Source organism: Haloarcula marismortui ATCC 43049 (assembly GCF_000011085.1).
Classification (GTDB): Archaea; Halobacteriota; Halobacteria; order Halobacteriales; family Haloarculaceae; genus Haloarcula; species Haloarcula marismortui.
Window position 1 is genome coordinate 257,244 of record NC_006396.1, and the last position, 25,348, is coordinate 282,591.

Here is a 25,348-nt window from a genome sequence, read left to right on the forward strand (position 1 = left end):
CATTTAACGCCGTCTCACATTAGGAGTGATAGACGGCTATGGGACAGTTTAGGACTGAGACAGTCGGGATGACAGAGGGCATCGGCGTCGCCGTCCTCATCGGACTGACGCTACTCGTCACGGCTATTGTCGGGCTGAACGTCCTCGTCATCGAGGACGACGACGGCGGCGGCCCGCAGGCGAATTACAGCTACGACTACATCTCAGATAATCAAGTCCTTATCGTCACACACGAACGCGGCGACGAGTTCAAAGCTGGGAACGTCGACATTCAGGGCCCTGACAATCGGGTTACTTGGGCAGAAGTGGCTGGCCGAGACTCGGAGGCAACTGTCGGACCCGGCGATGTTGTGCAATTGAGCAGCGGGAGTGCCTATCAGCAACAGGTGAGGGCACAGGACACAATCACGATCTATCATAACGCGAGCGGGAATCGGACCCAGCTGGACCAGTGGAACGGCACGAACTGACCAGCACGGTCAGCGTTTCAACCCGGCTCAGTCCGCCGAGACGACGGTCTCCCGGTCGCTCTGTGCCGGCCGACCGAACCAGTCATCGAATGAGAGCGGCCCGGCACCCATCGTGAACACCGCCGAGGCCATTCCGAACAGCGTGATGTGTGCGAGTACCGGGTCGTCAGGCAGGCCGAACAGCGTCGTGGTGAACAGGACAAAGGAGACAGCCGCGGCTCCGCGGGTCATGAAGCCGAATATCAGCACTAGGCCGACCAGCATCTCAGTCAGGCCAGCACCGAGCACCCACATGCCAGGGTCGACGGGGACGACGGCGGTGAGATTGTACTTTTCGACGACCAGAAGCGCCTGTCCGGGTTCAGCGAGTTTCTGGAACAGTCCGAGATAGATGAACGTCACACCCATGCCGACTCGGATGATGACTGGGACGTACTCACGATACGTTGCCGTTGTTGTGTCCAGAAACCCCTTGAGATGGTGCACCGGGTCAACGCGACCGTAGTAGGTCCCGTCAGTGCTGGCGACCCGCTGGAGCATATGGTCCGCGCTCGGACGACCACCGCCAAGAATCAACAGTGCCAGAAAGGCCGGCACGTACTCCATGGCGAGTACGACACCGGGGTCAACGCTCAGCGCCCAGCCGAAGGTCACCAGCCCAATCGTCGTGACAATACGGGTCGCAAGTCCGAACAGGAGTGTGAACCCCAGCCCGATAAACAGGATGCGGACGACCGGGCTCGTTGCGGGGTCAAACGTCACCGTCGGGGCGAACAGATACCCCTGAAAACCGGCACCGACGAGTGGCAGCCCCACGCTGAGTCGGAGCATCCACGGGACGAGGTCTGCGTAGCCGACGAGCACGTCCCGAAGGATGACGATGTCTGCAATCGTCGGTCGGACCCAGAGATACGCCGCGAGGCCGCCAGTCACAGCCAGTCCCGAGATGCCGAAAACGGCCGCATTCACCGGGTTCGATAGCACGGATATCGCAAACGCCACTGCATCAAGGGCCTCGCCCGGCCCTTCCGTCACGTAGTCGACGTGTGCCGCCGCAGGTCGCGAAAGGAGCGTGAGCACGAGCGCGACAGTGCCGATAAAACTCGGTATACGCGTGTCCATACCTGAGAATTTGTGCGCTATCTACCTAATCCTGTTCGTCCGGTCCGTGAAACTGGACGCTTAGACACCCCTCTCTGTAGGCGGTGGAATTATATCCACGCCTCCACTACTTATACGGCAGTGAGCGTCAACATCGAGACACAGATCGTCGAACGCGGGGACGACGAACACGTCGACGCGGCGTGGCGGCTCAAGGAAGACATCCGGGAGTCCGACGGCGTTCTTCGGCAGCGACGGGGGTTCTTTCGCGACGCCTACCGACGGTCGACCACCTATCTCTACATCGACCGCTCCAAAGACCGCCTCATCGGCTTCGCCGCGGTTCGACGCGACGGCTACATTCTCTTTCTCGCAGTCGGTGACGAGTACAGGGGTCACGGCTTCGGCAAGCGGCTGGTGGCCCGCGTCGCCGAGGACTACGGCAGCGTGACCTGTCACGCCCGGGCGACGAATCGGGAGGCACTCGGGTTCTACAAACACATCGGCTTCGAGATCACGCGGCGCATCGACAACTACTACGAGGACGGCGGCGACGCCTACTACCTCAAACTCGGCGAGGACTCGATTACGGACAAGCTGTCGAAGTTCCTGCGCGGCTAAGCGAACGCTTTTCAAGGGACCTCCCCAACGAGGTAGCCGATGGAAGAGCGGACCCGAGCGTACCTCCGTGGCCGGTTCGGCGATCACTACCGACAGGCGTCCGTAACGCCGCCGCCGGCCGCGAACGAACGTGAATGGGGGTTCATCCCATGGACTGAAGGCCCCGGTGAGACGATGGTCCGCCATCGCTCGCTGCTGGACCTCGGCGAAATCGAGGACTTCCTCGGCCGCCGAAAGCCCCGCCACGTCTACTTCTCCGCGGGCCGCTACGACGAGCCGAGCGCCTCGACGATGTCGGACAAGGGCTGGCGCTCCTCTGACCTCGTGTTCGACCTCGACGCCGACCACCTACCCTCCGTAGTGCTGGGCGAGGACAGCTACGCCGAGATGCTCGCAAAGTGCAAGGACGCGTTGCGCAGGCTGCTCGACTTTCTGGAAGACGATTTCGGCTTCGATGACCTGACTATCGTCTTCTCCGGTGGCCGGGGCTACCACGTCCACGTCCGTGACGAGCGTATCCGCCACCTGGAGCGGGACGCGCGCCGGGAGGTTGTCGACTACGTCCGCGGCATCGGGCTGGAGTTCGACGAACTCGTCGACGAGGAATCCGTCGCCGGCACGGCTGGTCGGTCCAGTCCGGCCCAGAAACGGACACTCTCGACGGAAGGCGGCTGGAGCGCCCGCGCCCACCGACACATGCTCGCCGTCGTCGATGACCTGCTCGCGATGGAGGAGGCCGACGCGCTCGAACAACTGCAGGAGTACGACGGCATCGGCGAGGGGAAGGCGACGGCGGCACTGAACGCCGCCCGGTCGAACTACGAGCAACTGGAAGCCGGCAACATCGACGTGCATCCGGCGTTCTACCAGCTGGCGAAGATTCTGCTCCACGAGGTCGTCGCGGCGGACAACGCACCGATCGACGAACCGGTGACGACGGACACGAACCGGCTCATCCGCCTGCCCGGCTCGCTGCACGGCGGCAGCGGGCTGGAGGTTCAACGAATCGACCGCGACGACCTCGATGCGTTCGACCCGCTGGTCGACCCTGTCCCGGAGACGTTCCGGGGCCACGACATCACCGTTGAGGTGACCGACGGCGGCCTCGTCGAACTGGATGGCGATAGCTTTACACTGGAGGCGGGTAATCAGACTGTACCAGAGCACGTGGGCGTGTTTCTCATGGCCCGCGGGCGTGCTGAGAAGGGGAAGGAATGAACGTAGACGAGCTACAGTCCGTCCAATCGCGGGAACGCCAGACCGACCAGCTCCAGCAGCTGCGCGAGACGTTCTACGAGGACGCCGGGCAGTTCATTCAACAGCTTCGGTCGGAGCGCGACCGCGCGGCCGAGCGCGCCGAGGACCCCTTCGACTCGCCCGAGGTCAACCGCCTGACGGACGACATCAAGACCGCAGAACAGACCGTCGAAGCGGTCTACGAACGGCGCGTGGGCAAAATTGTCAAAATGGCGTCGCTGGCCGCGGCGGACATGCCGACCGAGGACGATGGTCTCACACAGGAGGAACGAGACCTGTTCGAGACGATGGTTGAGGCCATCGAATCCAACCGAGGCCACGTCCTCAATGTGATCGCGGGCGAGGCTCCGACCGGCGCGGTCGGCGACGAGCCGAACTCGGGCGAGCGACAGGCCCCTGACCCGGACCCACAACAGACGGCAGACGAGGCGACAGCCGGTGAGCCCGAGCAGTCGACGCCGGACACCGGCGTTGACGCGGCTGACATGATGGGCAGCGGTGGGGACCAGTCCCCGCCAGCAGCGGATTCCGACGCACCAACGCCGCCGCCCGAGCTGGACACGGGCAGCAACCCCACGGCTGACGGCCAGACTGACCCGGCGGACGTGCCGGCCGGCGACGACGTTCCTGCCCCGCCAGCTGAACAGAGTGCTGAGTCGACCTCCGGCCCTGCGGCGGACCCGACGCAGGCTGACGGCGGAACGCAGTCACCAGCCAGTGCTGACACGGGGGCCGCCGACGTAGACCGGCGCACGGTCCGCATCACGGACGACGTGGGCGAGATATTCGGCGTCGACCAGCGCGAGTACGACCTTTCGACGGACGACGTGGTGACGCTGCCGGCCGACAACGCCGACCCGCTAGTCGAACAGGACGCCGCCGAGCCGTTAGAATAAGCCGACGCGACGGGGGCGAACGGGCCGCTGTGTGAAACGCCGCTGGATACCCTGTTCTGCGGCAGCGGCGGACTATTTATATACAGTCGTTCAGTTGATACGTATGAACACGCACGTCCGCATCGTTGTTGCCCTGCTCCTCGGTGCACTCGTATTTGCTGTCACGACCGTCGTGGTGACCGCTGGCTTCGAACCACAGATAGAGTTCTCGCTGCTCATCGGACTTCCCGTGGGTGTGTCGGCCGGCCTGACCGCGCTGTTTGCCAGTTACGTCCTGCTGTGGCACCGCGATCAGGCGGCCGCCGGTACGGTTTCCGGGCGCGCTGTTCGCCTTCGGCTGGCAGCGCTGGCGACCATTGCGGACTTCGTCACGGTCACCGCGGCCGGCGTTGGGCTCTACGTGGTCCTCGGTAGGAGTCTCGGTATCAGCCTGCTTATTGCGGGGCTCCCAGTGACACTGCCGCTTGCCGCCGCCGTCGGCTACCTCGTGGCCGGTGGCAGCCGTAGCGAACTGGGTGAGGTCCAGACGCAGTAACCGCGGTCTGGACAGCAGATTCGGCTGCCGACGTTCGTTACGGCTCCGGTCTGGTCCCGAGCGTGAGTTCGACTGTTTCCTGTGCGCCGTCGCGCTCGACCAGTACGTCGACCGTCTCGCCGGGGCTGGTCTCCAGTGCAAGAAAGCTCCCCAGCGCCTGCCGCGTCGGCGTCGGGGTGTCGTCCATCTGTCTGACCACGTCACCGCCAGTGGGAATTGCTGTCCCCGAAATCGTCGTCTCCCCATCGCTTCCCTGCAGAACGCCCGCCGCCGGACCATCACTGACCACACGAGTGATATACACTCCCGACCCGGGGTCCAGATTGTTCGCCTCAGCGACTCGCGGCGACACACTCCGGAGTCCAACACCCATGTACGGGTGGTCGTAGTCGCCGGTCTGGATGAGCGACGGCACGACGCGTTGGGTGAGCGGGGCGGAGATGGCGAACGCGACGTTGTCGCCGCCACCTGAGTTGATGACACCGACCACGTCACCCTCAAGCGTGACGAGCGGCCCCCCGCTGTTGCCGGGGTTGACCGGCGCGTCGGTCTGGACCGCATCGGCGATGGAGAAGTTGTTGGCGCTCTGGAGCGTGCGGTCGACGCCACTGACAATGCCCGCGGACACTGAGCCGGACAGTCCGAAGGGGTTCCCGATAGCGACGACTTCGGTTCCGACTGTGGGTTCGGTCTCGACGAACGAGAGGGGGGTCACGTCCGGGGTCGCACCGATGCGGAGGACCGCCAGGTCGCTGTACACGTCTGCGCCGACGACGGAGGCAGTCCGCCAGCCAGTGTCAGCAAAGCGGACGTAGTACTCGTCCCCGCCCGCAACGACGTGTTCGTTCGTGACGATATGCTCGTCGTCAATGAGGAAGCCGCTCCCCTGCCCACCACGGGAGTCCTCGGCGTACACCCTGATCGAGACGACGGCATCGGCCACCTCCTGATACACGTTGGTGTAGACGCTGTCGGACTGTGCAACCGCGTCGGCTGACTCCGGCTGCTCTCCGGTGTCACTGCCTGAGTCGCTGCCGGTCCCGGGACTCTGACAGCCGGCCGTGGCTGCGACGGCTGTCCCGAGGGCTCCTAACATCGCCCGGCGAGTGAGAGACTGTTTCATACTGGGGCGTGGGTCTGTGCCGCGAAAAAGGCACGGTCAGAACTCTTTACCGCAACCAGAGTGCCTGATTGCCGTGTGCGCTGACTCTCAGTTCGGCCCGCAAGCGGGCACAAACTACAATCGTCCCGATTGCATACGGGGGCGCATGGCAGAGGATTCATCGGGAACGAACACGCCGACACCGGGGTTCGTGTTGCCCGGACTGCGATGTGGTGTCGAGATGGCACTCGTCGGGACGATTGTCCTGCTCATCGGCCTCCCGACCGAGGAACCGATACGGCTGGGAATCGTCTTCCTGTCGGCGCTACTGGCAATGACAGTGGTACTGTTCTGGGCAGTCGGCCGGCATATGCGGCGCTGGATCCGGTACGCACAGGGGAAGCCGACGCGGACGACGCCGTTCGACTGAGAGTGGCGACCGCCCCGGCTATATGTAGAGTCGATACTGCCCGTTTTAATATCTCAATCGGAATATTTTATTAACTTATTGCACCGTTGGACCTGTTTTTAGCAGCCGAATTAATAAGACAGGGTAGCCTAGCCCCGGTAATGACAGAGTCCGACGGTTGTTCGGATGGCGGTGCGTGTGGCGGCGCGAGTGCCGACGGTCCCCCTACAGCAACGCACTCGCATGATGGGCCCCACGTCGCACAGCTGTCCGTCCCGGAGATGGACTGTCCCTCCTGTGCGGGAAAGGTGGAGTCGAGCGTCCGTGAACTGTCTGGCATCAAGGCCGTTGACCCACAGGTAACAACGGGTCGACTCACCGTTGAGTACGACGAGACTGAGACGGACGTGGATGCGATAGCGGCGCGCGTCGAGGCGGCGGGCTACACCGTCCCAGACGACGGCGGCGAGACGCTGCGATTCAGCGTTCCGGAGATGGACTGTGCTTCCTGCGCTGGGAAGGTCGAAAGCGCGCTCGGTGGGGTCGACGGCATCAGAAGCGCCGAAACACGCCCGACCACCGGGACGGTCGTTGTCACGTACGACCGGGACGCGACGACGGAAGGAGACCTCGTGGCCGCTATCGAGAGTGCCGGCTACGAGGTCACGGAGACGACGGGCGAGGACGACACGGGGACCAGACAGCCGGACGAAAACGGCTCGCTCTGGACCAGTTCGAGAGCGCTGAAGACGTGGGCCAGCGGCGTGTTCGTGGCCTTCGGCCTCCTCTTCGAGTTCCTGTTGCGCGGCGCGAACGCGCAGGTCGGAAGCGTGCTCGGCTCGCCGCTCCACGTCGCCGATATCCTGTTTCTCATCGCGGTAGCGACCGGCGGCCAGGAAATCCTGCGTGGCGGCTACTACTCCCTGAAAAACCGGAATCTTGACATCGACCTGCTGATGTCTATCGCCATTCTGGGCGCGCTCACCGCCAGTCTGGCCTTCGGCGAGGCGCTGTATTTCGAGGCCGCGACGCTGGCGTTCCTCTTCAGCATCGCGGAACTGCTAGAGCGGTACTCGATGGACCGCGCGCGGAACTCGCTTGCGGAACTGATGGACCTCTCGCCCGACGAAGCGACGGTCAAACGTGACGGAGCCGAGGAGGTCCTGCCTGTCGATGACGTACAGGTCGGCGATGTCGTCGTCATCAGGCCCGGCGAGAAGATTCCGATGGATGGTGAGGTCATCGACGGAACCAGCGCGGTGAATCAGGCCCCGATTACCGGCGAGAGCGTCCCGGTCGACAAGACCGAGGGCGACGAGGTGTACGCTGGAACCATCAACGAAGAGGGGTATCTGGAAGTGCAGGTCACGGCGGCGGCCAGCGACAACACCCTCTCGCGCATCGTTCAGATGGTCGAAGACGCCCAGTCGAACAAGACCGAGCGCGAGCAGTTCGTCGAGCGCTTCTCGGCGTACTACACGCCGGTCGTCGTCGCCTTCGCCGTTCTTGTGACGCTTTCGTCTCCCGCCGTATTCGGGGTGGCGTGGTCGACCGCGGTCGTGCACGGACTGACGCTGTTGGTGCTTGCCTGTCCCTGCGCATTCGTTATTTCGACGCCCGTGTCGGTCGTCTCAGGTATCACCAGCGCCGCGAAGAACGGCGTACTCATCAAGGGCGGGAACCACCTCGAAGCGATGGGTGATGTCGACGTGGTCGCCTTCGACAAGACGGGGACGCTGACGAAAGGTGAACTGACCGTCACCGACGTGGTTCCGCTGAACGGGAACACCGAACAAGGAGTTCTGCAGTGCGCTCGCGGGCTCGAACAGCGGAGCGAACACCCCATCGGCGAGGCCATTGTCGCTGAGGCGGGGACCGCTGGCGTGGAGAGCGCCGATGTCGACGACTTCGAGAGCATCACCGGCAAGGGCGTCCGGGCGGACCTTGACGGGACGCCCCACTACGCTGGGAAGCCGGGGCTGTTCGAGGAGCTCGGCTTCGACCTCTCACACGTTCACGCCACTACCGATGGCGGCGTCGTCACAAAAACGGCCCAGCAGCTCTGTGAGCGCAACAACTGTCTGGACCTGCTGGAAGACGCCGTCCCCGAGCTTCAGGCCGAAGGGAAGACGGTCGTCATCGTGGGCACGGACGAAGAGATAGAGGGCATCATCGCCGTCGCCGACGAGGTACGCCCGGCGGCGAAAGCCACCGTTTCACGGCTCCGGGACTTGGGTGTTGAGCGGACGGTGATGCTCACCGGCGACAACGAGCGCACTGCGGGGGCTATCGCCCGGGAGGTCGGAATCGACGACTATCAGGCCGAACTCCTGCCCGACGAGAAAGTCGCCGCTATCGATGACCTCGTTGCCGAGTACGAAAACGTCGCGATGGTCGGAGACGGCATCAATGACGCGCCGGCACTGGCGAGCGCGACCGTGGGCGTCGCGATGGGGGCCGCTGGCACGGACACAGCGCTTGAGACGGCCGACATCGCCCTGATGAGTGACGACCTCTCGAGGCTCCCGTACCTGTACGAACTGGCGAACGACGCGAACGGCGTCATCCGGCAGAACATCTGGGCCAGCCTGGCGGTCAAGGCTGGGCTCGCGCTCGCCGTGCCGTTCAGCGTCGTTCCCATCTGGGCTGCTGTGCTGGCCGGCGACGCCGGCATGACAACGGCCGTGACCGGGAACGCGCTGCGGCTCTCACGAGTCCGGTCGGAGAGCGGCGACGGTTAGATATCGCCGGCGCGGATGTCCGCGATTCGCTGGCGGTCATACAGCGTCTCTTCCTCGTCGAACTCGTCCGGGAACAGCTGTTTTGCGGCTCGCTCTGTCTTCGAGAGGTTGATAATCGGTCCCTGGTACATCCCGCCAGCCGGGTACACAGCGCCGTTCTGCACGGCAGTGAGCTGGCTTGCTGTGTCGTGGTCCTGCAGAAACGAGCGGTACGTGTCCTCGAACGCTGTATCCGTCCGATGGGTGTCCGTGTACAGCAACAGCACCTCCGGATCGATTTCGAGGAGCGGCTCGTAGTCGATCGTCCCTCGGTCGGACGTGAAACTCTGGATCTCGCTCCCGGCGAGCGCATCGCTCACCCCCAGGTCGCGCCAGTGCTTGTATGCCGTTCGGTCCCCGAGCCGGTACGGATAAAACGTCTCCGGCTCGGTCGACCCCGGCGAGAGGAGCGCGATTTCCGGACGCTGGTCTTCCGGGGGGAGCCGTTCCTGCAATCGGTCGAGGAACCCTTCGTGGAGACTTGAGAGTGCCCGGAACCGGTCCTGTCGCTGGAACACTGCGGCTACCTTCTCGGTCGCTTCGTACAGGCTGTAGTACGGATAGTCCTCATGCCAGGAGTACGTCGAGAAACTGGTGTTCCCACAGAACGGGCCGACGCGTTCGTGCATCTCCTCGACATCCGACCGGTCCCAGTTCGGGATGAGATTCACCATGTAGTTGGGGTCGATGAAGTGAACACCGGCGTCGATTTCGAGTAGTAGTTCCTTCGAAATACCGTCCTGCCAGAGTGAAACCATGTCCTCTTTCGACGGTGAAAGTCCCGGCACGTCCTCGTAATGCCACGTGCGGTACTCCCCGCTGAGAACGACCGCGCTCGGTTTGGTCAGGCCGAGTGCGACGCCCATATCGGCCCAGCTGGCGTTTTCTGCGACCCACGTCTGTGGCACTGTCTCGAATGACACCTCTCCCACTGGTTCGACGGTGACGCGGTAAGGCTTGTCCGTGGCCGCCGTCTCCGCCGGTTTGGACTCCGTTGCTGTTGTTGTGGCCGTTTCCGTGGCAGTCTCCGAGTCCGACGGGTCTGAGCCGCTGCTTCCCGTACACCCAGACAACAGTCCTCCAGCGAGGACCGTCCCGCCGCAGGTGACGTATTCGCGTCGTGTCAGCTCCGACTGGTCATTTGAATTACTCGACATGATTTTAGGCTAGCCTAAAAAATATAAAACGGCTTCGGTTCCCGTCCCATAGAACGCTCCCATCGAAGCGTGGCTACCGGTGGGGCCAGTGCAGTCAAACGGACAGACTGGGAACACGCTGAAAGACCCTTCGGATAATCACCATGACTGGGTGCTGCCAGCGGTGATAGCTTGGGACCGGTCTCTCGCTCGGACACCACAGAGCCAGTCCACTGTAATATTAAGTAGACGCCACGAGTAGCGTCCATCCGGTATGGAACTCACATGGTACGGCCATTCGACGTGGCACGTGACAGTCGACGACACCGAATTGCTCATCGACCCGTTTTTCGATAACCCACACACAGACACCGACCCCGAAGAACTGGGCCCGGACTACGTGTTGTTGACCCACGGCCACGCCGACCACATCGGCGACGTGGACCGCTACGAGGGCTGTGGGCTCGTGGCGACGCCGGAGGTCGTCGAGTACTGCAAGGACAACTTCGGCGAGTTCAACGCCGTCGGCGGCATGGGGATGAACCTCGGCGGCACCGTCGAAATCGGCGACGCGTTCGTCACGATGCACCGGGCAGACCACACGAACGGCATGGAAACCAGCTACGGCGCGAGCGGCGGGATGCCAGGCGGGTTCATCATCTCCGATACGAAGCCGACACAGGTCAGCGACGCAGAGTCGACGACGTTCTACCACGCCGGCGACACCGGTCTCATGACGGAGATGCGCGACGTCATCGGCCCGTTCCTTGAACCGGACGCCGCGGCGGTGCCGGTCGGCGACCACTTCACGATGGGACCGATGCAGGCTGCCGTTGCTGTCGACTGGCTGGACGTCGACCACGCATTCCCGATGCACTACGACACGTTCCCACCCATCGAAATCGAGACGCAAGACTTCGTGAACGAGGTCAAAGGCACCGGAAGCGATGCCGACGTTCACGTCCTTGACGGCGACGAGACCTTCGAGCTTTAATCCGGTCGTTCCACGTCAGTCACGGTAAACCGTGCGCCGCCGTTCTCGCTGTCACCGACCGACAGCGACCACCCGTGTTCTTTTGCGATCCGGTTGGCGATGTAGAGTCCGAACCCGCTGTTTTGTTTCTCCGATGCGTACCCCGCCTCGAACACCCGCTCCGGTGGCGAGACATCAACACCGGGCCCATCGTCCGCGACGAAGAATCCAGACGACGTGGCCCCGACGCGTATCGCAACGTCGGGGCCGCCATGTTCGACAGCGTTCGAGAGCAGAATCTCAACAAACAGGCGCATCGACTCCGCGTCTGCCAGCAGTCGCCTGTCAGATGTTACTTCAAGCGACGCGGCTTCGAGCGACAGCGAACTCCATACGTCCCAGACGACCGTCGAGAGCCACTGTTGTTCGGGTTCGAATGTCGGCGAATCACTTGAGGCCAGCGAGACGACCTTATCAACAATCCCGGAGAGTTGGTCGATAGAACGCTCGACTGCGTCGACGTGCTCGTCATCGGCCTCGATTTGGGAGAGATGGCCGGTCGATACCTGCAGTTCGTTTCGGAGTTCGTGTGCGGCCAGCAACGCCACCTTCCGGAGGCGTTCGTTCTGCTGCCTGAGGAGGCGTTCGCGTTCCTTCTGGTCGGTGACATCCTGCGTAATGCCAATAAGGCCGGCCAGCTCGTCGGTTTCGTCGTACCAGGGGACCTTCGACGTTCGGAGGTGTTTCCCCATTGACGGCGAGAACTCATGGACATCGAGGATGTCGGTCCCGTCGTTGATGACCTGTAAGTCGTCGCCGCGTGCTGCATCCAGATACGTCGCCCCGGCGGGGAGTCCGTCTTCGTCTCGCCGGCCAAGCAGTTCCGGGGGTGCGTACGAGGAATCGTTGAGCAGCAGATAGTGCCTGTCAGTGTCTTTTACGTACAGGTGTTCGGAGTTCCGTTCGAACATCGTGGCGAGGATCGTCTCCGGCCGGGAAGCCGGCCGTGCGGCCATTGTCTCACTGTTTTCGAGCGCCTCACCGACTGCGGCTGCCAGTTCCGGCGAACCCAGATCGTCGGCAGCGACCGTCTGAATATGGCCTCCACGGTCCGCCGCACTGCCGTACATGATCACTGGGAGGTCCGGATAGAGTCCCGTAGCCGCCTCCGCCAGGTGTCCGCCCGCCATCCCCTCACACGTCACCGGGACGACGAGGCAGTCAACCGCAGTACGTAGCAGCGTTGTATCGACGCATTCGGGTTCAGCCGTATCGACCGTGGCGTCGATTGCTGCCTGTTCAAGTGCCGCCTGTAACTGCTCTCCGGCAGCAGTCTCGGTAGCGATGAGGAGGACAGTCGGCGGGGACATCAACACGCCCACGATTTGTACTGGGATTGTAAATATGTTTAGTAGTCATGATGACGATGCGACAGGAAGCAACAACGGGACGAGCCTCTACGACCGATACTGGACACCGGTGTTCGCAGTGACCGGTCATCTTCTGTGTGTGCCCGTTAACTGGGCTGAATGGACACTATGGAGCAATTTCATGGCACGGTACCTGCCTCCTGACCAGAGAACCGTACGGTGATGTTCGATAGAAAGAGCTGTCGACGGGACAGCCAATAGCCAGTAATGATGGTCAGATGAAAGGATTCACAACAACCGAGTATCCGGACAGCGTATAGCTAGGTGTGTCCGAAACGTACGTGTGCGCCCGATGTCAGGACGCCGTCGAGCGAAACTTCGAGGTTCGGTCGATCATCAGGACCTGCAGCGAGTGCGGCGAGAACGGACGGTTCCTCCACAGGTCGCTGGTTGAGTCGCTCTCTACAATCGCCACGGAGAACCAGCCGGACGGCTGGGACCAGATGACACTGGACGAGCGGTTCGAAGCGGCGCTCAAAGAGGGCCTCATCACGGTCACACGGAAATAAGTCTGTACTGCCGGACTGACAGCGCTGTTCGGTCCGATAAAAACCCTGAGGTCGTTAGGCTCTCAGTCCCACTTCGCGCCGGGGTTCGTCACCGCACCGTTGGCCGCGGAGCCGAAATCATTGTGGTACTTGGCCAGTACGCCGCTGTCGTACGTCGGTTCTGGGTCGTGGCCTTCGAGGCGCTGTTGCATCTCATCTTCGGTGAGGTCGACTGACAGTTCGTGGTCGTCGATGTCGATGGTGATGGTGTCACCGTCCTCCAGAGCGGCGATTGGGCCGCCGACGAACGCCTCGGGGGCGACGTGGCCGATAGAGAAGCCGCGGGTCGCGCCGGAGAAGCGGCCGTCAGTGAACAGCGCCACGTCCTCTGCGTGGCCCTGGCCGGCGACAGCCGAGGTGACGCCCAGCATCTCGCGCATCCCGGGGCCGCCCTGTGGCCCCTCGTTGCGGATACAGATCACGTCCCCGGACTCGACGTGGCCCTCCTGAACGTACTCCATAGCTCCTTCCTCCTGCTCGAACACGCGGACCGGCCCCTCGTGGTGGAGGTGGTCCTCGCCGGTGATTTTGATGACCGCACCGTCGGGCGCGAGGTTGCCGGAGAGGATGCGGATTGCACCGCGCTCGTGGATGGGGTCCTCGACAGTGTTGAGATAGTCCACATCGAGGTCCTCGACTGTTGGCGGGTCGATCTGTTCGAGTTCCTCTGCGATTGTGTTGCCCGTGACCGTGAGCGCGTCACCGTGGAGCAGGCCGGCGTCGTTCAGGGCCCGCAACACGACCGGGACACCGCCGACCTCGTGGAGGTCGTTCATGACCCGCTCGCCGCCGGGCTGGAGGTCGGCGATTTTGGGCGTCCGGGCGCTGATTTCGTTGAACGTCTCGATATCGAGGTCGATGCCGGCCTCCGCCGCGAGCGCGAGCAGGTGGAGAACGGCGTTGGTCGACCCGCCGACCGCAACCTGCAGGGCGATGGCGTTCTCGAAGGACTCGCGGGTGAGGAAGTCTGAGGGGCTACGGCGTTCCTGCACTACTTCGACGGCGAGTTCGCCGGCTCGGCGGGCTTCCTCGTAGCGGGACTCGTGTTCGGCCGGCGGGGAGGCCGACCCGAGCGGCGCGAAACCGAGCGCTTCGGAGATAGATGCCATCGTGTTGGCGGTGAACATCCCGCCACAGGAGCCCGCACCGGGGCAGGCATGGCGTTCCATCTCGTCGAGTTCGCCTTCGCTCATCTCCCCGTCGGCGACCGCGCCGACGCCCTCGAAGACGTTCTGGATAGTGACCTCACGCCCGTCGTGCTCGCCGGGCATGATGGAGCCGCCATAGAGGAAGACGCTGGGCAGGTCCGTCCGGATGGCGGCCATCATCATCCCAGGCATGTTCTTGTCACAGCCGCCGATGGTGACGATGCCGTCCATGCGCTCGCCGAAGGTGACGAGTTCGACTGAGTCGGCGATTATCTCACGCGAGATGAGCGACGCCTTCATCCCCTCGGTCCCCATCGAGATGGCGTCGGAGATGGTGATGGTCCCGAACTCGATTGGCATCCCTTCGGTGTCGTCGATACCATCGTAGGCGGCGTCGGCCACGTCGTCGAGATGGACGTTACACGGCGTGATGTCGGCAGCGGGGTTCGCAACGCCGATCATCGGCGAGGAGAGGTCCTCGTCGTCGTAGCCCATCGCGCGGAACATCGCGCGGTGGGGGGCTTTCTCGTATCCCTCCGTCACCTCGGTACTCCGCAGGTCCGGGTCTTTTTCCGGACGTTCTTGCCGCTCCTGATTGCTCATATTTCACCGAGGCCATGGGCAACCTTAAATAACTTGTACTCACGCTAACGTCCCACATGAGAGCACGGCGAAACCCACCGGTGACAGCAGGTTCTTTTCCGTCGGGAACTTCCGCCGCGGTATGCCGACGGTCACGACCGCTGCGCGACTTCATTTCGGGTTTCAGAACCTCTCGCTCGCCCACGAGCGCCTCTATGGCGGTGTCGGGCTTGCCCTCGACGAGCCGCGGCTGACCGTCGAGGCGACACGAGCCGACACAGTCCAGTGTGACGACCCGGCGACCGAGCCGTACGTTCAGCGCGTCGTCGACGTGCTTGACGTTCCCGGCGCTGCTGTCTCCGTCGAGGAGCGGTTCCCGCGACACGTCGGCCTCGGAAGCGGCACACAGCTCTCGCTGGCGACGCTCATCGCCGTCGTTCGGGCCTACGACCGGACCGCTGACGCACGGACCTACGCGCCGCAACTGGGACGGGGCGGCCGAAGCGGCGTCGGCGTAGCCGCGTTCGAGTCGGGCGGATTCATCGTTGACGGCGGTCACCCAACGGAGCGGTTCACGGCCGAACCCCCAGCGGAAGGCGACTGGGATGTGCCGCCAGTGCTGGCGCATCACGACGTGCCCGCACACTGGCGTTTTGTTATCGTCGTCCCGGACACCGACCCCGGGCAGAGCGGGAGTGCGGAAGACCAGAGTATGCGGCAGGCCGTTGAGCGCGCCGACCCCGGCATCGCCGACGAGATTTCGACGTTACTGACTCGCCGGGTTCTTCCTGCGATTGCTACCAGAGACCACGACGACTTCGGGCAGGCCGCGGCGCGGCTGGGCCGACTCAACGGCGCGTGGTACGCTGACGAACAGGGCGGCGTCTACCGCCCGCCAGCCGGCGCACTCGTCGATTCACTGGCGAGCGCCCCGGTCATCTCCGGGGCCGGCCAGAGCTCTTGGGGGCCAACCGTCTGGGGACTGACGACAGCGGACTACGAATCGGAGGCCCGTGACGCGGGTGTGCTGGCACTCGATGCGGCCGATGTCGACGGAACGGTTCGCGTTGTCGCGCCCCGGAACACCGGTGCGTCGCTGACTGAATAGGGGCCAAGCGGCGGGCCGTTCAGTACCAGTCGCCGGAACTAACGACGATGCTTGCAGCCGCCAGTGCGGTTATCCGTCTCGCCAGCGAATCCTCGGCGATGACTGCATTGTTCTCACCGCTGGAACTCCGCGAGACGACAGTCCCGAATCGCGTCATGGTTTCACCGATGTGCCAGTACTCCTGTGACGCCCGCGACGGCCTCGCCACCGACTGGCACCGGACACATCTCGGCTCCCGTGCCGTCGGCGGCGCGGGGCTGGTCATGACCGAAGCGACCGCCGTCGAAGCTCGCGGCCGCATCTCGCCGGAGGACCTGGGTATCTGGAGCGACGAGCACGCGGCGGCGCTGGAACCGATTACGGGGTTCATCAGCGAACAGGGCAGCGTCCCGGGCATTCAGCTGGCCCACGCTGGCCGGAAAGCATCCATCGAACGACCGTGGGATGGGCACGACCCGCTCCAGCCCGACGACGGGGGCTGGGAAGTCGTCGGCCCGAGTGACGACCCGTGGCCGTACGAGGACACTGAGGCACCGCCGACGACAGCGCTCGACCAGGACGGTATCGAGGCTGTCATCGACTCGTTCCGCACCGCCGCCGAGCGCGCGCTCGATGCCGGCTTCGAGGTTGCAGAGGTCCACGCCGCTCACGGCTACCTCCTGCATCAGTTCCTCTCGCCAGTGACGAACCACCGCGAGGACGACTACGGCGGCGACTTCAAGGGGCGTACGCGACTGACACGGGAGGTTACCGCTGCCGTCCGTGATGTCTGGCCCGACGACAAGCCGGTGTTCGTCCGTATCTCGGCGACTGACTGGCTCCCCGACCGCGACGCATGGACCGTCGAGGACTCCGTGCGCCTGTCGGACCGACTCGCCGACATCGGTGCGGACTTCATCGACGTGAGCGGCGGCGGCATCCACCCCGAATCCCGCCCCGATTACGCCGGTCCGAACTACCAACTCCAGTACGCCGAGCAGATTCGAGCGGAAACCGAGTCGGACATTGCTGTCGGCGCTGTCGGCGGCATCACGACGCCCGAACAGGCCGAAGCCGTCATCGCTAATGACCGGGCCGACATGGCTATCGTCGGCCGCGAACACCTCCGGGACCCGTACTTCACGATGACTGCTGCGAAGGAACTCGACGCGACCGACGAAATAGAGGGGCCGCCACAGTACCGTCGCGCCTGGGGCTTCTGACTGCCCTACACCTTATCGAGGTCGAGGTCGACGGCGTACCAGTCGAGCACGAGCAGGAAGGCCGCGCCGACGGCACCAGCGGCGACGAACGCGATGAGCACGTCCGTCGAAAAACCCACTTTGTCCTGCACTTCCACGACGGGGGCGCGCAGCGCGCCGACGACGAGCGCGACGAGGAAGGCCAGCGTGGCCCGGCGGTTGTAATCAAGCGCCCGCCGGACGACGCGCGCGATGGTGAACAAGCCGACGAGTCCGCCGAGAATGAACGTCACGACCGGCACGGCGGTCGTGGTCACGTCTTCGGTTGGGCCGCCAGTAACGAGCGCGATGAGCGCGTCGACAAACTCACTGAGGGCCGTCGACATGCGGGTGTACTGGCCGAGGATAATGAGCAACAGCGACCCCGAAATACCGGGCAGAATCATCGCGCTAACGCCGACCATGCCGGCGAAAAAGACCAGTGCGAGGCCGCCACCATTTGTGGCGGCGTTCGAGACGCCGGACACGTAGAATGCGACCAGAAAGCCGACGACGCCGGCCCCGGCCTGAAATGGGGAGTCGACTGTGAGACTTCGCAGTAGCACTATCGCTGAGGCGGCGATGAGCCCGAAAAAGAATCCGAAGAGGAGTGCCGGCGTCTCCTGACTGGCGATGTGGACAATTCGTGTCACGATGACGACAGCGGTGGCGACGCCGGCGACCAGCGCGAGGAGGAACCAGATATCTATTTCGAGGAGTTCGGAGAACGCGCCACGGACATCGACACCGCCGTCAACGGGAGCGAGTGCGCGAAAGAACTGCACTATCCGGCCCGGGGTGACGGCGGTAATCGCAGCAATGAGTCGCTCATAGACCCCGGCGATAAGCGCGATTGTCCCGCCAGAGACGCCGGGGACGCCATCGGCACTGCCCATACAGAGGCCGATGAGAAACGTTCGAAGCCACGCACGGAGCGGCGGCACCGAGCCCCGAATCGTCGGCAGGTCGCTTGGGTCCCGGTCAGGATGAGTGGTCATCACTGAACGCTTCCAGCATCACGCTCAAATCCCTTGTGGAGTCCCATCGTGTTATGGAGCTATCACAACGACGAAACTGCGGCTGAACAAGTAGTCCGCGACAGCGCTAGCTCCGCTGCGATAGCGTGAGCACGCCGTTCCTGAGTGTCTGGACTGCGCCGGCGGCCGGCAGGTCGATGTCGAACTCCGTCTGGAGGTGCGGGGCGTCGACGGCCACGATAGCCTCCGTTCCGATGATGTCAACTGTCACGTGGTCGTCGCTAACCTGAAGTGAGTCGAGGTCGACGGCGACCGTCCAGCCGTCGTCGTGGTCGGTGTGCGAGACGTGTAGCGGCGACCGTTCAGTTTGTGCATCCATTCGTCATCCATGAGTATGTGTTACACACATAAAGGTCCCCGTTCGGCGCGTGCCAAAGGGCGCGGTGCAAGACAATGCAGGCACTCTGTCCTTACAGGGCCGGGCCGAGATAGCCCCACGCTTGCAACCGATCCCCGTCGCCGTCGATCCAGCGCTCGCCGATGTCGTCGCGGTAGTAGCGGTTCGGGATACGGATAGCATCGACGCGCTTGTAGGCCTGCTCGCGGGCCGCCTGCATTGTTTCGCCTTTGCCCGTGACGACCAGCGGCATCCCGCTCTCGCCGGCGACCCGCCACTGCTCATCAACCCGCTTTGCGTCCTCGATGTGGATGCCCTCACGGCTGTCGGATTCGAAGACGACCGCGGCGTTGCGGGAGTTCTCATCGTAGGTCTCCTCGTCGTCGAATGGGAACGGCGGGAGGACGACCCGAACCGCGACCTGATATCCACGATGGACCTTCAAGTCCGGGTCGCGCCCGTGTGCCAGATCGAGGAAGAACTGGCCCGTTTCTGATTCAAACGACTCTTCTTGGAGCGCTATGGTCGGATAACCAAAGCGCGGCGTGAACTCCAGCGGATAGATCCCGCTGTCGTTGACGATACAGTTGATGTCGATGCTGCCGACGTACCCCTCGTCGGCGAGCCAGCCTTCCACCTTGCCGAGTGTCTCTTCAAACAGTTCGTTCCGGCCGGCCCAGAACATTGAGGTTCCCATCTCCCCGGTCGAGGGACCGATGTTGCCCGGGAACAACTTCTTGTGCTCGAAGTTGAAGTTGACTGGCTCGACGAACGAGTCGCCGTTGAAGAACCCGCAGACGGCGATTTCGACGCCCGCAACTTTCCGCTGTAGCTGGAATCCTTTCATCCGATGGCCCCACGCCTTCTTGTAGGCACGAAGCACGTCGACGATATCACTGCCGTCGTCCTCGTTCCCGACGTAGAGGAGTCGCTTGACGTTCTGGACTTCCCCAAGCGGTTTGATGACGTACGGGGCGGGGTTCTCCTGTACGTGTTGGATGCCGGCGTCGAAGTCCTCGAAGACGTGGTGCTCGATAGTGTTGACACCGTGGTCTTCGAGTATCTCCATCGCGTAGCCGCGGTCTTCTTCGAGCGCGTCCGTATTGGGCGTCCCGCCGACGACGGCGTGACCTTCGGCTCGGAGTTCCCGTGCGATTTCGCCGGTACCGATATCGCTGCCCACCCAGATGTCGTCGAAGATGACGACATCAGCCCAGTCGAGGTCCTCTCGCCAGTCGTCAGTTTTCGGGACGAACCCGTCGGCGATCTCCTGATCGCTGTTGGCCTCGATGTAATAACGAACGTCGTGTCCCTCCTCGGTGACCTGCCACGCAATGTCGCCGATGAGCGCTGCGTCCAGCGAACAGAAGAGGAAATTTGCCATAGCACGTCTGCGAGCGGGTGCGGGGTAAACGTTGTCCGTCGTGCCGACCGCGGGTCATCCTTATCGCGATTGTTGCACGCAGGAGTGTCATGCCGGCCCGTTGGACACCCATTGCTTATTTAAATAAACCCGCTCGCGTAAGCCGAATCGTTTTAGTCCCCATCTGTAAATTGCCACGTATGACACGCGACGAACTCGCGTCCGCGAGTGAACTGCTCGAATCGGCGGCCGAAGACACTGGCAGCGATGAGGCGAGCGAACGCCTCGCCGAACTCGCCGACCAGCTTGACAGTCTTGCGACTGACGAACGCGGCCCGGACCACGGTCGACTCGCCCGCATCCAGTCGGCGCTCAACGACCTCAGTAGCGGTGACGCGGACGACGTGACCGAAGCCATCGAAGACGCCGACGACAAGATCAACGAGTACCGGTCCGACCTCGAAGGAGTCTGAGGCGGCGCTTCTGCGCCAGCGCATGGCTGTCTGGTGACTTTCTGCGAGGCAAAGTCGGTTTTCGAACGCGATAGAGCACTACGATTCGGTTGCGGTTTCCTCGTCGACCGGCTTGATTCGGTGTGTCGCGTCGTTGAGCCTTTCGGGGCTCGTAGTCGGTAGATGACTTCGCGGGGTTCCGTATCGTCGACGTACGGTGTTTTACCGTCGTGCGTGATGACCGCTGTCTCTTCCGGCTTCAGTTTTCCGTCAAACCGGCCGACTGGCGCGTAGGCGACGCGTGGACCGGTTCGGTTGAGTGCAATGACGTACCGACCAGCGGTGTCGCCCGTGTTTGTGACCGTTATCGAAAGCGTTGGCTTGGCGGGCTCGGTGACCTGCTCTGGCCCGCCAAGCGTGATATCGAACGAGGGGAGCGGGATTTGGAGTCGGTCTCGAACTGCCTCCGGTGGCGTCCACTTCCCGCCGGGCCAGGACAATTGAGTATCGCTGGCTGAGCCGGTTTCGGGGAGGTTGAAGACCAGCGGCCCACCGGTCTCGGTGAACTGTCGGCCCCACTCGCCATCGCGATACAGGCCGTTCCTGAACGTCTCGGGGCTGTACGTCGACCCGTCGAACCTGAGTGAAAACGCGGTGCGGTCTACTCCCGAGCCCCGGATAGTTGTTGTCAGCACGAGGAACTGGCCGTCGGCTGGCTGGACAGTGATAGAGTCGGTACCCGGGACCACGACGCCGGGCATCACCGCGGCGTCGGTAACCGTCACCGCGGGCGGCGGCCCGGTATCAGTTTCGCTGACGACCGGCGACCGGACCGGCGTCACTGTTTCGGTGTCAGCAGTCTCACCCTGACATCCAGCACCGATGATAGCCAGTCCACAGAGTGCCAGAACACGACGGCGGTACATGACTCTGGGTTGCCCTGCCCTGAATAAATGCCTTCAGAAGGCTCAGATTCTGTTTTGACCGACCGTTCCCCGTTCGACCGGAGCCCACCTGCCTCCTCGCTTTGCATAGTCTGTGTTACCGAAATTCAGGCACGGTCTGATTAAATAACATGTTAATTAATGTTTGTGTCTAACCAAAAGCTTTTGACAATTCCGTTGGTTTCGGTCAAATGTATATCAGGTTGGGGGAATTGGGTGGCGGCACCTTCCCTACGTGGTGATATCAATGAGCAAATCAACGAAGGGCCAAACGGCCCCCAAATCGATGCGTCACAAACAAATACTCGACGTAGCGGCCGAGAACCCTGAGGCGTCCATCGCAGAGCTTGCGGCCGAAGTACCGAGCGCGACAGCGGAACTGGTCGAACGGGTCCTCGAAGAACACGGCGACCCGGCTGAAACCGACGAGACGGACTCGTCCGACGAGTCACCGGCTGAACCGTCGGCGGGGTCACAGTCGCACCCGGCCCCCGAGGACCTCTCGTCGACAGAGCGCGAGACGCTCCGGGCAATTCAGCAACACCCCACCGCGTCCCAGCGAGATCTCGCAGAAACGCTCGGCGTCACCGCTTCGACCGTGAGCAATCGCGTCAACGGCATCGACGGGTTCGACTGGACGAACCGCGAGGCGTTCGCAAACGCTGTGTTCTGCGAGCAGGAGACCGGGTCGGCGACCCCCTCCGGTAAGACCGAAACCCCAGCATCCGACAGCGAATCATCGGAGTCAACAGACACCCCAGATGACGCCGACGGTCGGGTGTCAGAACCAGATACCGCGTCAGACAGCACCGAGTCCTCTATCGCGGCGGCCGAAACAGCAGCCGGCGAGGTGAACACCACACTGACAACGTTCCAGTCGACTGTTGAGGACCTCTCCGAACAACTGGCCGAGCTCGAAGGGCAGGTCGAAACCATCGCGGATGGCGGCGGATCGCCGCAATCCGACCCGTTTCAGGACCCCGAACTCGTCCATAAGGTTGTCCACGCGTGTATGGACTCCGAGAAAATATCCGAGGACGAAGAGCTCCGGATTCTAGATTCGCTGCTCTAGTTGTACTCACGCCACCGGTGGCCACATTCTTGACACTTGAAGAATCGCGTCGGCGGTTCGTCGGCTGACCCGGTCTGTTTGATCGTGTACCACGCTTTGCCGTGCCCGCATTCCTCACAGGTCACGTCGTCGGCCGTGGGCTTCCCCTCGAAGTTCGACCCCTCCTCGGTCTCTATCAGTTCGTCGTCGCTCTGTTCGTCCGTGCTGACGAACGCCGCCGCGCGGTCCTCGTCTTTCGCGACCCGCGCGCCACAGGACTGGCAGACCATCTCGTCACCATCGGCGTGCATCATCGAGCCACAGTCGTCGCAGAACTGCATACACGCCCGTCCGACACCGAGGCAAAAAGCCGTTACTGCTCGTCTTCGATCTCGTGTTGCTCTGCGACCACCGGACAGTCCAGCAGCCGGACCGTCTCCATGTCGAGGAACTCCATGATTTCGGTCCCGTCGTTCGTGCAGTGTGCGTTCGGCGGCGCGGAGAAGTGTTCACACTGCTCACAGTAGCGGTGTTTCGACACCTCCGCGTACCGGCTCTCTGGTGTGGTTTCGTTATCGTCGTCCGCGGCGATTTCTGCCCACACCTTATCCGCGTCGATGTGGTCGACATCGACCCGCTCGAACGCGCTTTCGCCGCTCCCGAAGGGGTCTTCGCCGCGCTCGTCCATTCCCGAGAAGGGGTCATCTGAATCGGGTGACGATCCAGAAAGTGGCCTGTCAGAGTCAGTTACCGAATCTGAACGAAACTCTTCCGTGTCGACGGCTGAGAGCAGGTCGTCATCATCAGTTGCACTGGGACCCGTCTCGGACATATCGTCGGTCGGTTCGTCGCTCGATTCGATGTCGGTCCAGCTATCGTCGGGTGGCTGGCGTGCGTCTGTCGAGTCGTTCGCGCCGTCAGGCCCCGCATCGAGGCGCTCGAACGGGTCGCCCTCGCGCTCGTCGCCAGAATCGAGTTCTTCGAAGGGGTCTCGTTCGTCGTCACTCATTGGTCTCGCCCGGTTCAAGCTGTGCTGCGGCCACCAGCCGCGCCTTCGAGCGGATAATGCCGCCCTCGGGTCGCACGTCCGACACTGTCGTGTTGCAGTGCGGACACTGGGGTTCGGTCAGGAGCCCAATATCGACCTGCTCGTCACAGTTCGAACACCGTGCCGTCGAGATGTTCTCCTGTGCCGCGGCGCGTTTCAGCCGGTCGACCGCTTTCTGGTTCTGGTCCCGGCCGCCATGGTCGTCGCGGAGGTCGCTGACGACCCAGGCGACGCGAGTGAGTTTGTCTTCGACATCGTCGAGACGGGCGTCGATGTCGGCGACTCGCTCGTCCTGCGTTTCGACCGAATCGGTCAGATCGCCTCGAAGCGCGGTGAGTTCCGTCTCCATCGCGTCAATCTCCTGTGAGAGTGCCTCGATGCGGTCGAACTCCTCGTGGCTGTGGTCAGCCGGCGCTTTCGCGTCAGCCTCCCGTTTGACCTGCACGACGCGCTCGCGAACGTCGTCGATTTTCGTCTGAAAGTCCGCTTCGAGCGCGTCAAACCGATCGGCAAGCTGGCGTTCCACCGTATCGACGATATCGGGGATCTGGGCACTCACAGCGCTCTCGGTCGCCGCTTCGACTGAGCCGTTCAGCTTCTCGTCTACGGTTGCGGCGACGACGGCATCCAGTTCGTCCGACGACGGCTGGAGGTGGTCGCCCATTTCGCCGTCCGAATCGGCTGTTGTCATGTATGCGGCCAGCAGTTGCTCCATGACGGCGTCGCGAGGCACGCCGAGTGCCTCGGCTTGCTCGGTCAGCCACTCGTCTAGATCTGCAGATAGCTCGACGTACACTCCCCCGTCATCAGTCGACTCGGAGGACATTACGACACCCTTGACGAACAACACTGATAAGGGTTTACCGCCGATTTCAGATACCGAGAGTGGAAGCGACCACGCAGCAGCGTTCTCGTTGTTCTCTGCCGACAGCTACAGCCAGTTGTCCCGCCGACTATCGCTATCGAATCTTGCGCACGTCGCTGATGTCGAAGCCGGCATCGCCCAGTTCAGTCTCGAACTGCACGATGTCCTCGTCCTCGATCTGTGAGAGGACGCCACGGAACTGCTGGACGACGAGGGTTCGGGCGCGAGTGGAGCCGCCGGATTCCCACGCGAACTCCATCGTGCCGTGGGAGGCGTCGACGAGTTGCCCGTGTCGCACCGTCGACAGCGTCTCGGGATTGATGTGCAAGAGGAGCAGACAGCCCCACTGATGGGCCGCCTTCTGAAGCCCCTGAACGAGTGAGCTGATGTCCGACCACTCGATTTCCTCACCCATGGCGCTGACAAGATCCGATAGCGAGTCGATGACGACGAGGTTGTTCGCCGCCACCTCGTTCAGCACCATGCCGAGCGTCCCGAGCAGGTCCTCCCGCTCGTGCCGCGCCCGGAGGTCGGTGATCGATGCGGTTTCGCTGGCGTACCATTCCCGTGGCACCGGACTGATGTGGAAATATCGCTCTGAGAGGTCGTGGAACTCGACCGCCCGGCTCCCCTTATCGACCACATCGTCGTCCATCGCCAGCCGCATCTCGCTGACCAGTTGCGATTCGTTTGTCGTAAACGAAATGTAGTGGACCTCGTCCGGGGCGACAGCGTCCGGCGAGCGGTCGCCGTAGTAGAGGTCGTGCAGCTCCGTGTCTACCTGTTCGAGCCCGTTGATGAGTGCGCTCGTATGCATGAACTCCCGGGAGCCAGCGCCGGCCTCGCCGGAGAGCAGGACGACGCTCCCCGCGGGCGCTCCACCGTTGATGATGGAATCAAGCTGGCGGATTCCAAACGGGATTCGATCCATACGT

General features: G+C 63.0%; 26 protein-coding genes. 14 read left to right on the forward strand and 12 right to left on the reverse strand.

Features of this window, described 5'->3' with window-relative positions:
- Positions 1 to 38 precede the first annotated feature (38 nt).
- The gene (locus RR_RS05335; RefSeq protein WP_011222941.1) at positions 39 to 470 is read left to right on the forward strand and encodes a type IV pilin; all 432 of its coding nucleotides are present in this window, start codon (positions 39 to 41) and stop codon (positions 468 to 470) included.
- A 27-nt stretch (positions 471 to 497) separates the two neighbouring features.
- Here RR_RS05335 and RR_RS05340 read toward each other — a convergent pair whose 3' ends face one another.
- Positions 498 to 1,592, reverse strand: a complete 1,095-nt coding sequence (locus RR_RS05340) for a DoxX family protein (protein WP_011222942.1) — start codon at positions 1,590 to 1,592, stop codon at positions 498 to 500.
- A gap of 120 nt (positions 1,593 to 1,712) precedes the next feature.
- On the opposite strand from RR_RS05340, the gene RR_RS05345 reads away from it, so the two are divergent.
- The 4 genes from RR_RS05345 to RR_RS05360 all read left to right on the forward strand — a co-directional run bounded on the left by RR_RS05345 (position 1,713) and on the right by RR_RS05360 (position 4,880).
- Positions 1,713 to 2,192: a GNAT family N-acetyltransferase gene (locus RR_RS05345; RefSeq protein WP_004962720.1), complete on the forward strand. Its 480-nt coding sequence runs from the start codon at positions 1,713 to 1,715 to the stop codon at positions 2,190 to 2,192.
- Positions 2,193 to 2,231: 39 nt separating this feature from the next.
- The gene (gene priS, locus RR_RS05350) at positions 2,232 to 3,410 is read left to right on the forward strand and encodes a DNA primase small subunit PriS (protein WP_011222943.1); all 1,179 of its coding nucleotides are present in this window, start codon (positions 2,232 to 2,234) and stop codon (positions 3,408 to 3,410) included.
- Positions 3,407 to 4,345: a hypothetical protein gene (locus RR_RS05355; protein ID WP_011222944.1), complete on the forward strand. Its 939-nt coding sequence runs from the start codon at positions 3,407 to 3,409 to the stop codon at positions 4,343 to 4,345. The genes priS and RR_RS05355 overlap by 4 nt, the downstream gene beginning before the upstream one ends.
- Before the next feature lie 103 nt (positions 4,346 to 4,448).
- Positions 4,449 to 4,880: a hypothetical protein gene (locus tag RR_RS05360; RefSeq protein WP_011222945.1), complete on the forward strand. Its 432-nt coding sequence runs from the start codon at positions 4,449 to 4,451 to the stop codon at positions 4,878 to 4,880.
- 37 nt (positions 4,881 to 4,917) lie between these two features.
- On the opposite strand, the gene RR_RS05365 is transcribed toward RR_RS05360, so the two are convergent.
- Positions 4,918 to 6,003, reverse strand: a complete 1,086-nt coding sequence (locus RR_RS05365; RefSeq protein WP_004962710.1) for a S1C family serine protease — start codon at positions 6,001 to 6,003, stop codon at positions 4,918 to 4,920.
- A 145-nt stretch (positions 6,004 to 6,148) separates the two neighbouring features.
- On the opposite strand from RR_RS05365, the gene RR_RS05370 reads away from it, so the two are divergent.
- Complete coding sequence (locus RR_RS05370; protein ID WP_004962707.1) at positions 6,149 to 6,412, forward strand: hypothetical protein; 264 nt, start codon at positions 6,149 to 6,151, stop codon at positions 6,410 to 6,412.
- A 140-nt stretch (positions 6,413 to 6,552) separates the two neighbouring features.
- The gene (locus RR_RS05375) at positions 6,553 to 9,132 is read left to right on the forward strand and encodes a heavy metal translocating P-type ATPase (protein ID WP_011222946.1); all 2,580 of its coding nucleotides are present in this window, start codon (positions 6,553 to 6,555) and stop codon (positions 9,130 to 9,132) included.
- Here RR_RS05375 and RR_RS05380 read toward each other — a convergent pair.
- Complete coding sequence (locus tag RR_RS05380; protein WP_011222947.1) at positions 9,129 to 10,328, reverse strand: ABC transporter substrate-binding protein; 1,200 nt, start codon at positions 10,326 to 10,328, stop codon at positions 9,129 to 9,131. The two genes, RR_RS05375 and RR_RS05380, sit on opposite strands and share 4 nt — an antisense overlap.
- A 253-nt stretch (positions 10,329 to 10,581) precedes the next feature.
- Here RR_RS05380 and RR_RS05385 point away from each other — a divergent pair, with 253 nt between their 5' ends.
- Positions 10,582 to 11,301, forward strand: a complete 720-nt coding sequence (locus tag RR_RS05385) for a metal-dependent hydrolase (protein ID WP_011222948.1) — start codon at positions 10,582 to 10,584, stop codon at positions 11,299 to 11,301.
- On the opposite strand, the gene RR_RS05390 is transcribed toward RR_RS05385, so the two are convergent.
- Entirely contained in the window at positions 11,298 to 12,650 is a 1,353-nt protein-coding gene (locus RR_RS05390; protein WP_011222949.1) for an ATP-binding response regulator, read from the reverse strand. The genes RR_RS05385 and RR_RS05390 overlap by 4 nt on opposite strands.
- 326 nt (positions 12,651 to 12,976) lie before the next feature.
- Between RR_RS05390 and RR_RS05395 the strand changes: the two genes are divergently transcribed.
- Positions 12,977 to 13,219 carry a hypothetical protein gene (locus RR_RS05395; RefSeq protein ID WP_004962695.1) on the forward strand — a complete coding sequence of 81 codons (243 nt, stop codon included), beginning with the start codon at positions 12,977 to 12,979 and terminating at the stop codon, positions 13,217 to 13,219.
- Between the two features lie 62 nt (positions 13,220 to 13,281).
- Here the strand turns inward: RR_RS05395 and ilvD are convergent, their stop codons facing one another.
- Complete coding sequence (gene ilvD, locus RR_RS05400; protein WP_011222950.1) at positions 13,282 to 15,009, reverse strand: dihydroxy-acid dehydratase; 1,728 nt, start codon at positions 15,007 to 15,009, stop codon at positions 13,282 to 13,284.
- Between the two features lie 121 nt (positions 15,010 to 15,130).
- On the opposite strand from ilvD, the gene RR_RS05405 reads away from it, so the two are divergent.
- Both RR_RS05405 and RR_RS05410 read left to right on the forward strand, forming a co-directional pair.
- On the forward strand, positions 15,131 to 16,096 hold the full coding sequence (locus tag RR_RS05405) for a beta-ribofuranosylaminobenzene 5'-phosphate synthase family protein (RefSeq protein WP_011222951.1): 966 nt from the start codon (positions 15,131 to 15,133) through the stop codon (positions 16,094 to 16,096).
- Between the two features lie 98 nt (positions 16,097 to 16,194).
- Entirely contained in the window at positions 16,195 to 17,298 is a 1,104-nt protein-coding gene (locus RR_RS05410; protein ID WP_049938739.1) for an NADH:flavin oxidoreductase/NADH oxidase, read from the forward strand.
- Positions 17,299 to 17,303: 5 nt separating this feature from the next.
- Here the strand turns inward: RR_RS05410 and RR_RS05415 are convergent, their stop codons facing one another.
- The 3 genes from RR_RS05415 to RR_RS05425 all read right to left on the reverse strand — a co-directional run bounded on the left by RR_RS05415 (position 17,304) and on the right by RR_RS05425 (position 20,074).
- On the reverse strand, positions 17,304 to 18,314 hold the full coding sequence (locus RR_RS05415) for a DUF368 domain-containing protein (protein ID WP_011222953.1): 1,011 nt from the start codon (positions 18,312 to 18,314) through the stop codon (positions 17,304 to 17,306).
- Positions 18,315 to 18,420: 106 nt separating this feature from the next.
- A complete protein-coding gene (locus tag RR_RS05420; protein ID WP_004962681.1) occupies positions 18,421 to 18,672 on the reverse strand; it encodes a DUF7127 family protein in 252 nt (83 codons plus the stop codon).
- A 91-nt stretch (positions 18,673 to 18,763) separates the two neighbouring features.
- Positions 18,764 to 20,074, reverse strand: coding sequence for a phosphoribosylglycinamide synthetase C domain-containing protein (locus RR_RS05425; RefSeq protein ID WP_011222954.1), 1,311 nt, complete (start codon positions 20,072 to 20,074; stop codon positions 18,764 to 18,766).
- A gap of 179 nt (positions 20,075 to 20,253) precedes the next feature.
- Here RR_RS05425 and RR_RS05430 point away from each other — a divergent pair, with 179 nt between their 5' ends.
- From RR_RS05430 to RR_RS05435, 3 genes are all read left to right on the forward strand, one after another.
- Positions 20,254 to 20,526 carry a DUF7553 family protein gene (locus RR_RS05430; protein WP_004962674.1) on the forward strand — a complete coding sequence of 91 codons (273 nt, stop codon included), beginning with the start codon at positions 20,254 to 20,256 and terminating at the stop codon, positions 20,524 to 20,526.
- A 702-nt stretch (positions 20,527 to 21,228) separates the two neighbouring features.
- Complete coding sequence (locus RR_RS22280; protein ID WP_171814230.1) at positions 21,229 to 21,375, forward strand: hypothetical protein; 147 nt, start codon at positions 21,229 to 21,231, stop codon at positions 21,373 to 21,375.
- Positions 21,376 to 21,735: 360 nt separating this feature from the next.
- Complete coding sequence (locus RR_RS05435; RefSeq protein ID WP_049939131.1) at positions 21,736 to 22,521, forward strand: winged helix-turn-helix domain-containing protein; 786 nt, start codon at positions 21,736 to 21,738, stop codon at positions 22,519 to 22,521.
- Here RR_RS05435 and RR_RS05440 read toward each other — a convergent pair.
- The 4 genes from RR_RS05440 to RR_RS05455 form a co-directional block, all read right to left on the reverse strand.
- Complete coding sequence (locus tag RR_RS05440; RefSeq protein ID WP_004593290.1) at positions 22,518 to 22,841, reverse strand: transcription factor S; 324 nt, start codon at positions 22,839 to 22,841, stop codon at positions 22,518 to 22,520. The two genes, RR_RS05435 and RR_RS05440, sit on opposite strands and share 4 nt — an antisense overlap.
- A gap of 32 nt (positions 22,842 to 22,873) precedes the next feature.
- Positions 22,874 to 23,509, reverse strand: coding sequence for a hypothetical protein (locus tag RR_RS05445; RefSeq protein ID WP_011222957.1), 636 nt, complete (start codon positions 23,507 to 23,509; stop codon positions 22,874 to 22,876).
- Positions 23,502 to 24,374, reverse strand: coding sequence for a hypothetical protein (locus tag RR_RS05450; protein ID WP_007188401.1), 873 nt, complete (start codon positions 24,372 to 24,374; stop codon positions 23,502 to 23,504). The genes RR_RS05445 and RR_RS05450 overlap by 8 nt, the downstream gene beginning before the upstream one ends.
- Before the next feature lie 133 nt (positions 24,375 to 24,507).
- Positions 24,508 to 25,344, reverse strand: a complete 837-nt coding sequence (locus RR_RS05455; protein ID WP_007188402.1) for an RAD55 family ATPase — start codon at positions 25,342 to 25,344, stop codon at positions 24,508 to 24,510.
- Positions 25,345 to 25,348: the final 4 nt, after the last annotated feature.

Coding starts and splice junctions, on each gene's coding strand:
- RR_RS05335 (WP_011222941.1), top strand. CDS start 39: ATGGGACAGTTTAGGACTGAGACAGTCGGGATGACAGAGGGCATCGGC.
- RR_RS05340 (WP_011222942.1), bottom strand. CDS start 1,592: ATGGACACGCGTATACCGAGTTTTATCGGCACTGTCGCGCTCGTGCTC.
- priS (WP_011222943.1), top strand. CDS start 2,232: ATGGAAGAGCGGACCCGAGCGTACCTCCGTGGCCGGTTCGGCGATCAC.
- RR_RS05355 (WP_011222944.1), top strand. CDS start 3,407: ATGAACGTAGACGAGCTACAGTCCGTCCAATCGCGGGAACGCCAGACC.
- RR_RS05360 (WP_011222945.1), top strand. CDS start 4,449: ATGAACACGCACGTCCGCATCGTTGTTGCCCTGCTCCTCGGTGCACTC.
- RR_RS05365 (WP_004962710.1), bottom strand. CDS start 6,003: ATGAAACAGTCTCTCACTCGCCGGGCGATGTTAGGAGCCCTCGGGACA.
- RR_RS05370 (WP_004962707.1), top strand. CDS start 6,149: ATGGCAGAGGATTCATCGGGAACGAACACGCCGACACCGGGGTTCGTG.
- RR_RS05375 (WP_011222946.1), top strand. CDS start 6,553: ATGACAGAGTCCGACGGTTGTTCGGATGGCGGTGCGTGTGGCGGCGCG.
- RR_RS05380 (WP_011222947.1), bottom strand. CDS start 10,328: ATGTCGAGTAATTCAAATGACCAGTCGGAGCTGACACGACGCGAATAC.
- RR_RS05385 (WP_011222948.1), top strand. CDS start 10,582: ATGGAACTCACATGGTACGGCCATTCGACGTGGCACGTGACAGTCGAC.
- RR_RS05390 (WP_011222949.1), bottom strand. CDS start 12,650: ATGTCCCCGCCGACTGTCCTCCTCATCGCTACCGAGACTGCTGCCGGA.
- ilvD (WP_011222950.1), bottom strand. CDS start 15,009: ATGAGCAATCAGGAGCGGCAAGAACGTCCGGAAAAAGACCCGGACCTG.
- RR_RS05405 (WP_011222951.1), top strand. CDS start 15,131: ATGCCGACGGTCACGACCGCTGCGCGACTTCATTTCGGGTTTCAGAAC.
- RR_RS05410 (WP_049938739.1), top strand. CDS start 16,195: ATGACTGCATTGTTCTCACCGCTGGAACTCCGCGAGACGACAGTCCCG.
- RR_RS05415 (WP_011222953.1), bottom strand. CDS start 18,314: ATGACCACTCATCCTGACCGGGACCCAAGCGACCTGCCGACGATTCGG.
- RR_RS05420 (WP_004962681.1), bottom strand. CDS start 18,672: ATGGATGCACAAACTGAACGGTCGCCGCTACACGTCTCGCACACCGAC.
- RR_RS05425 (WP_011222954.1), bottom strand. CDS start 20,074: ATGGCAAATTTCCTCTTCTGTTCGCTGGACGCAGCGCTCATCGGCGAC.
- RR_RS05430 (WP_004962674.1), top strand. CDS start 20,254: ATGACACGCGACGAACTCGCGTCCGCGAGTGAACTGCTCGAATCGGCG.
- RR_RS05435 (WP_049939131.1), top strand. CDS start 21,736: ATGCGTCACAAACAAATACTCGACGTAGCGGCCGAGAACCCTGAGGCG.
- RR_RS05440 (WP_004593290.1), bottom strand. CDS start 22,841: ATGCAGTTCTGCGACGACTGTGGCTCGATGATGCACGCCGATGGTGAC.
- RR_RS05445 (WP_011222957.1), bottom strand. CDS start 23,509: ATGAGTGACGACGAACGAGACCCCTTCGAAGAACTCGATTCTGGCGAC.
- RR_RS05450 (WP_007188401.1), bottom strand. CDS start 24,374: ATGTCCTCCGAGTCGACTGATGACGGGGGAGTGTACGTCGAGCTATCT.
- RR_RS05455 (WP_007188402.1), bottom strand. CDS start 25,344: ATGGATCGAATCCCGTTTGGAATCCGCCAGCTTGATTCCATCATCAAC.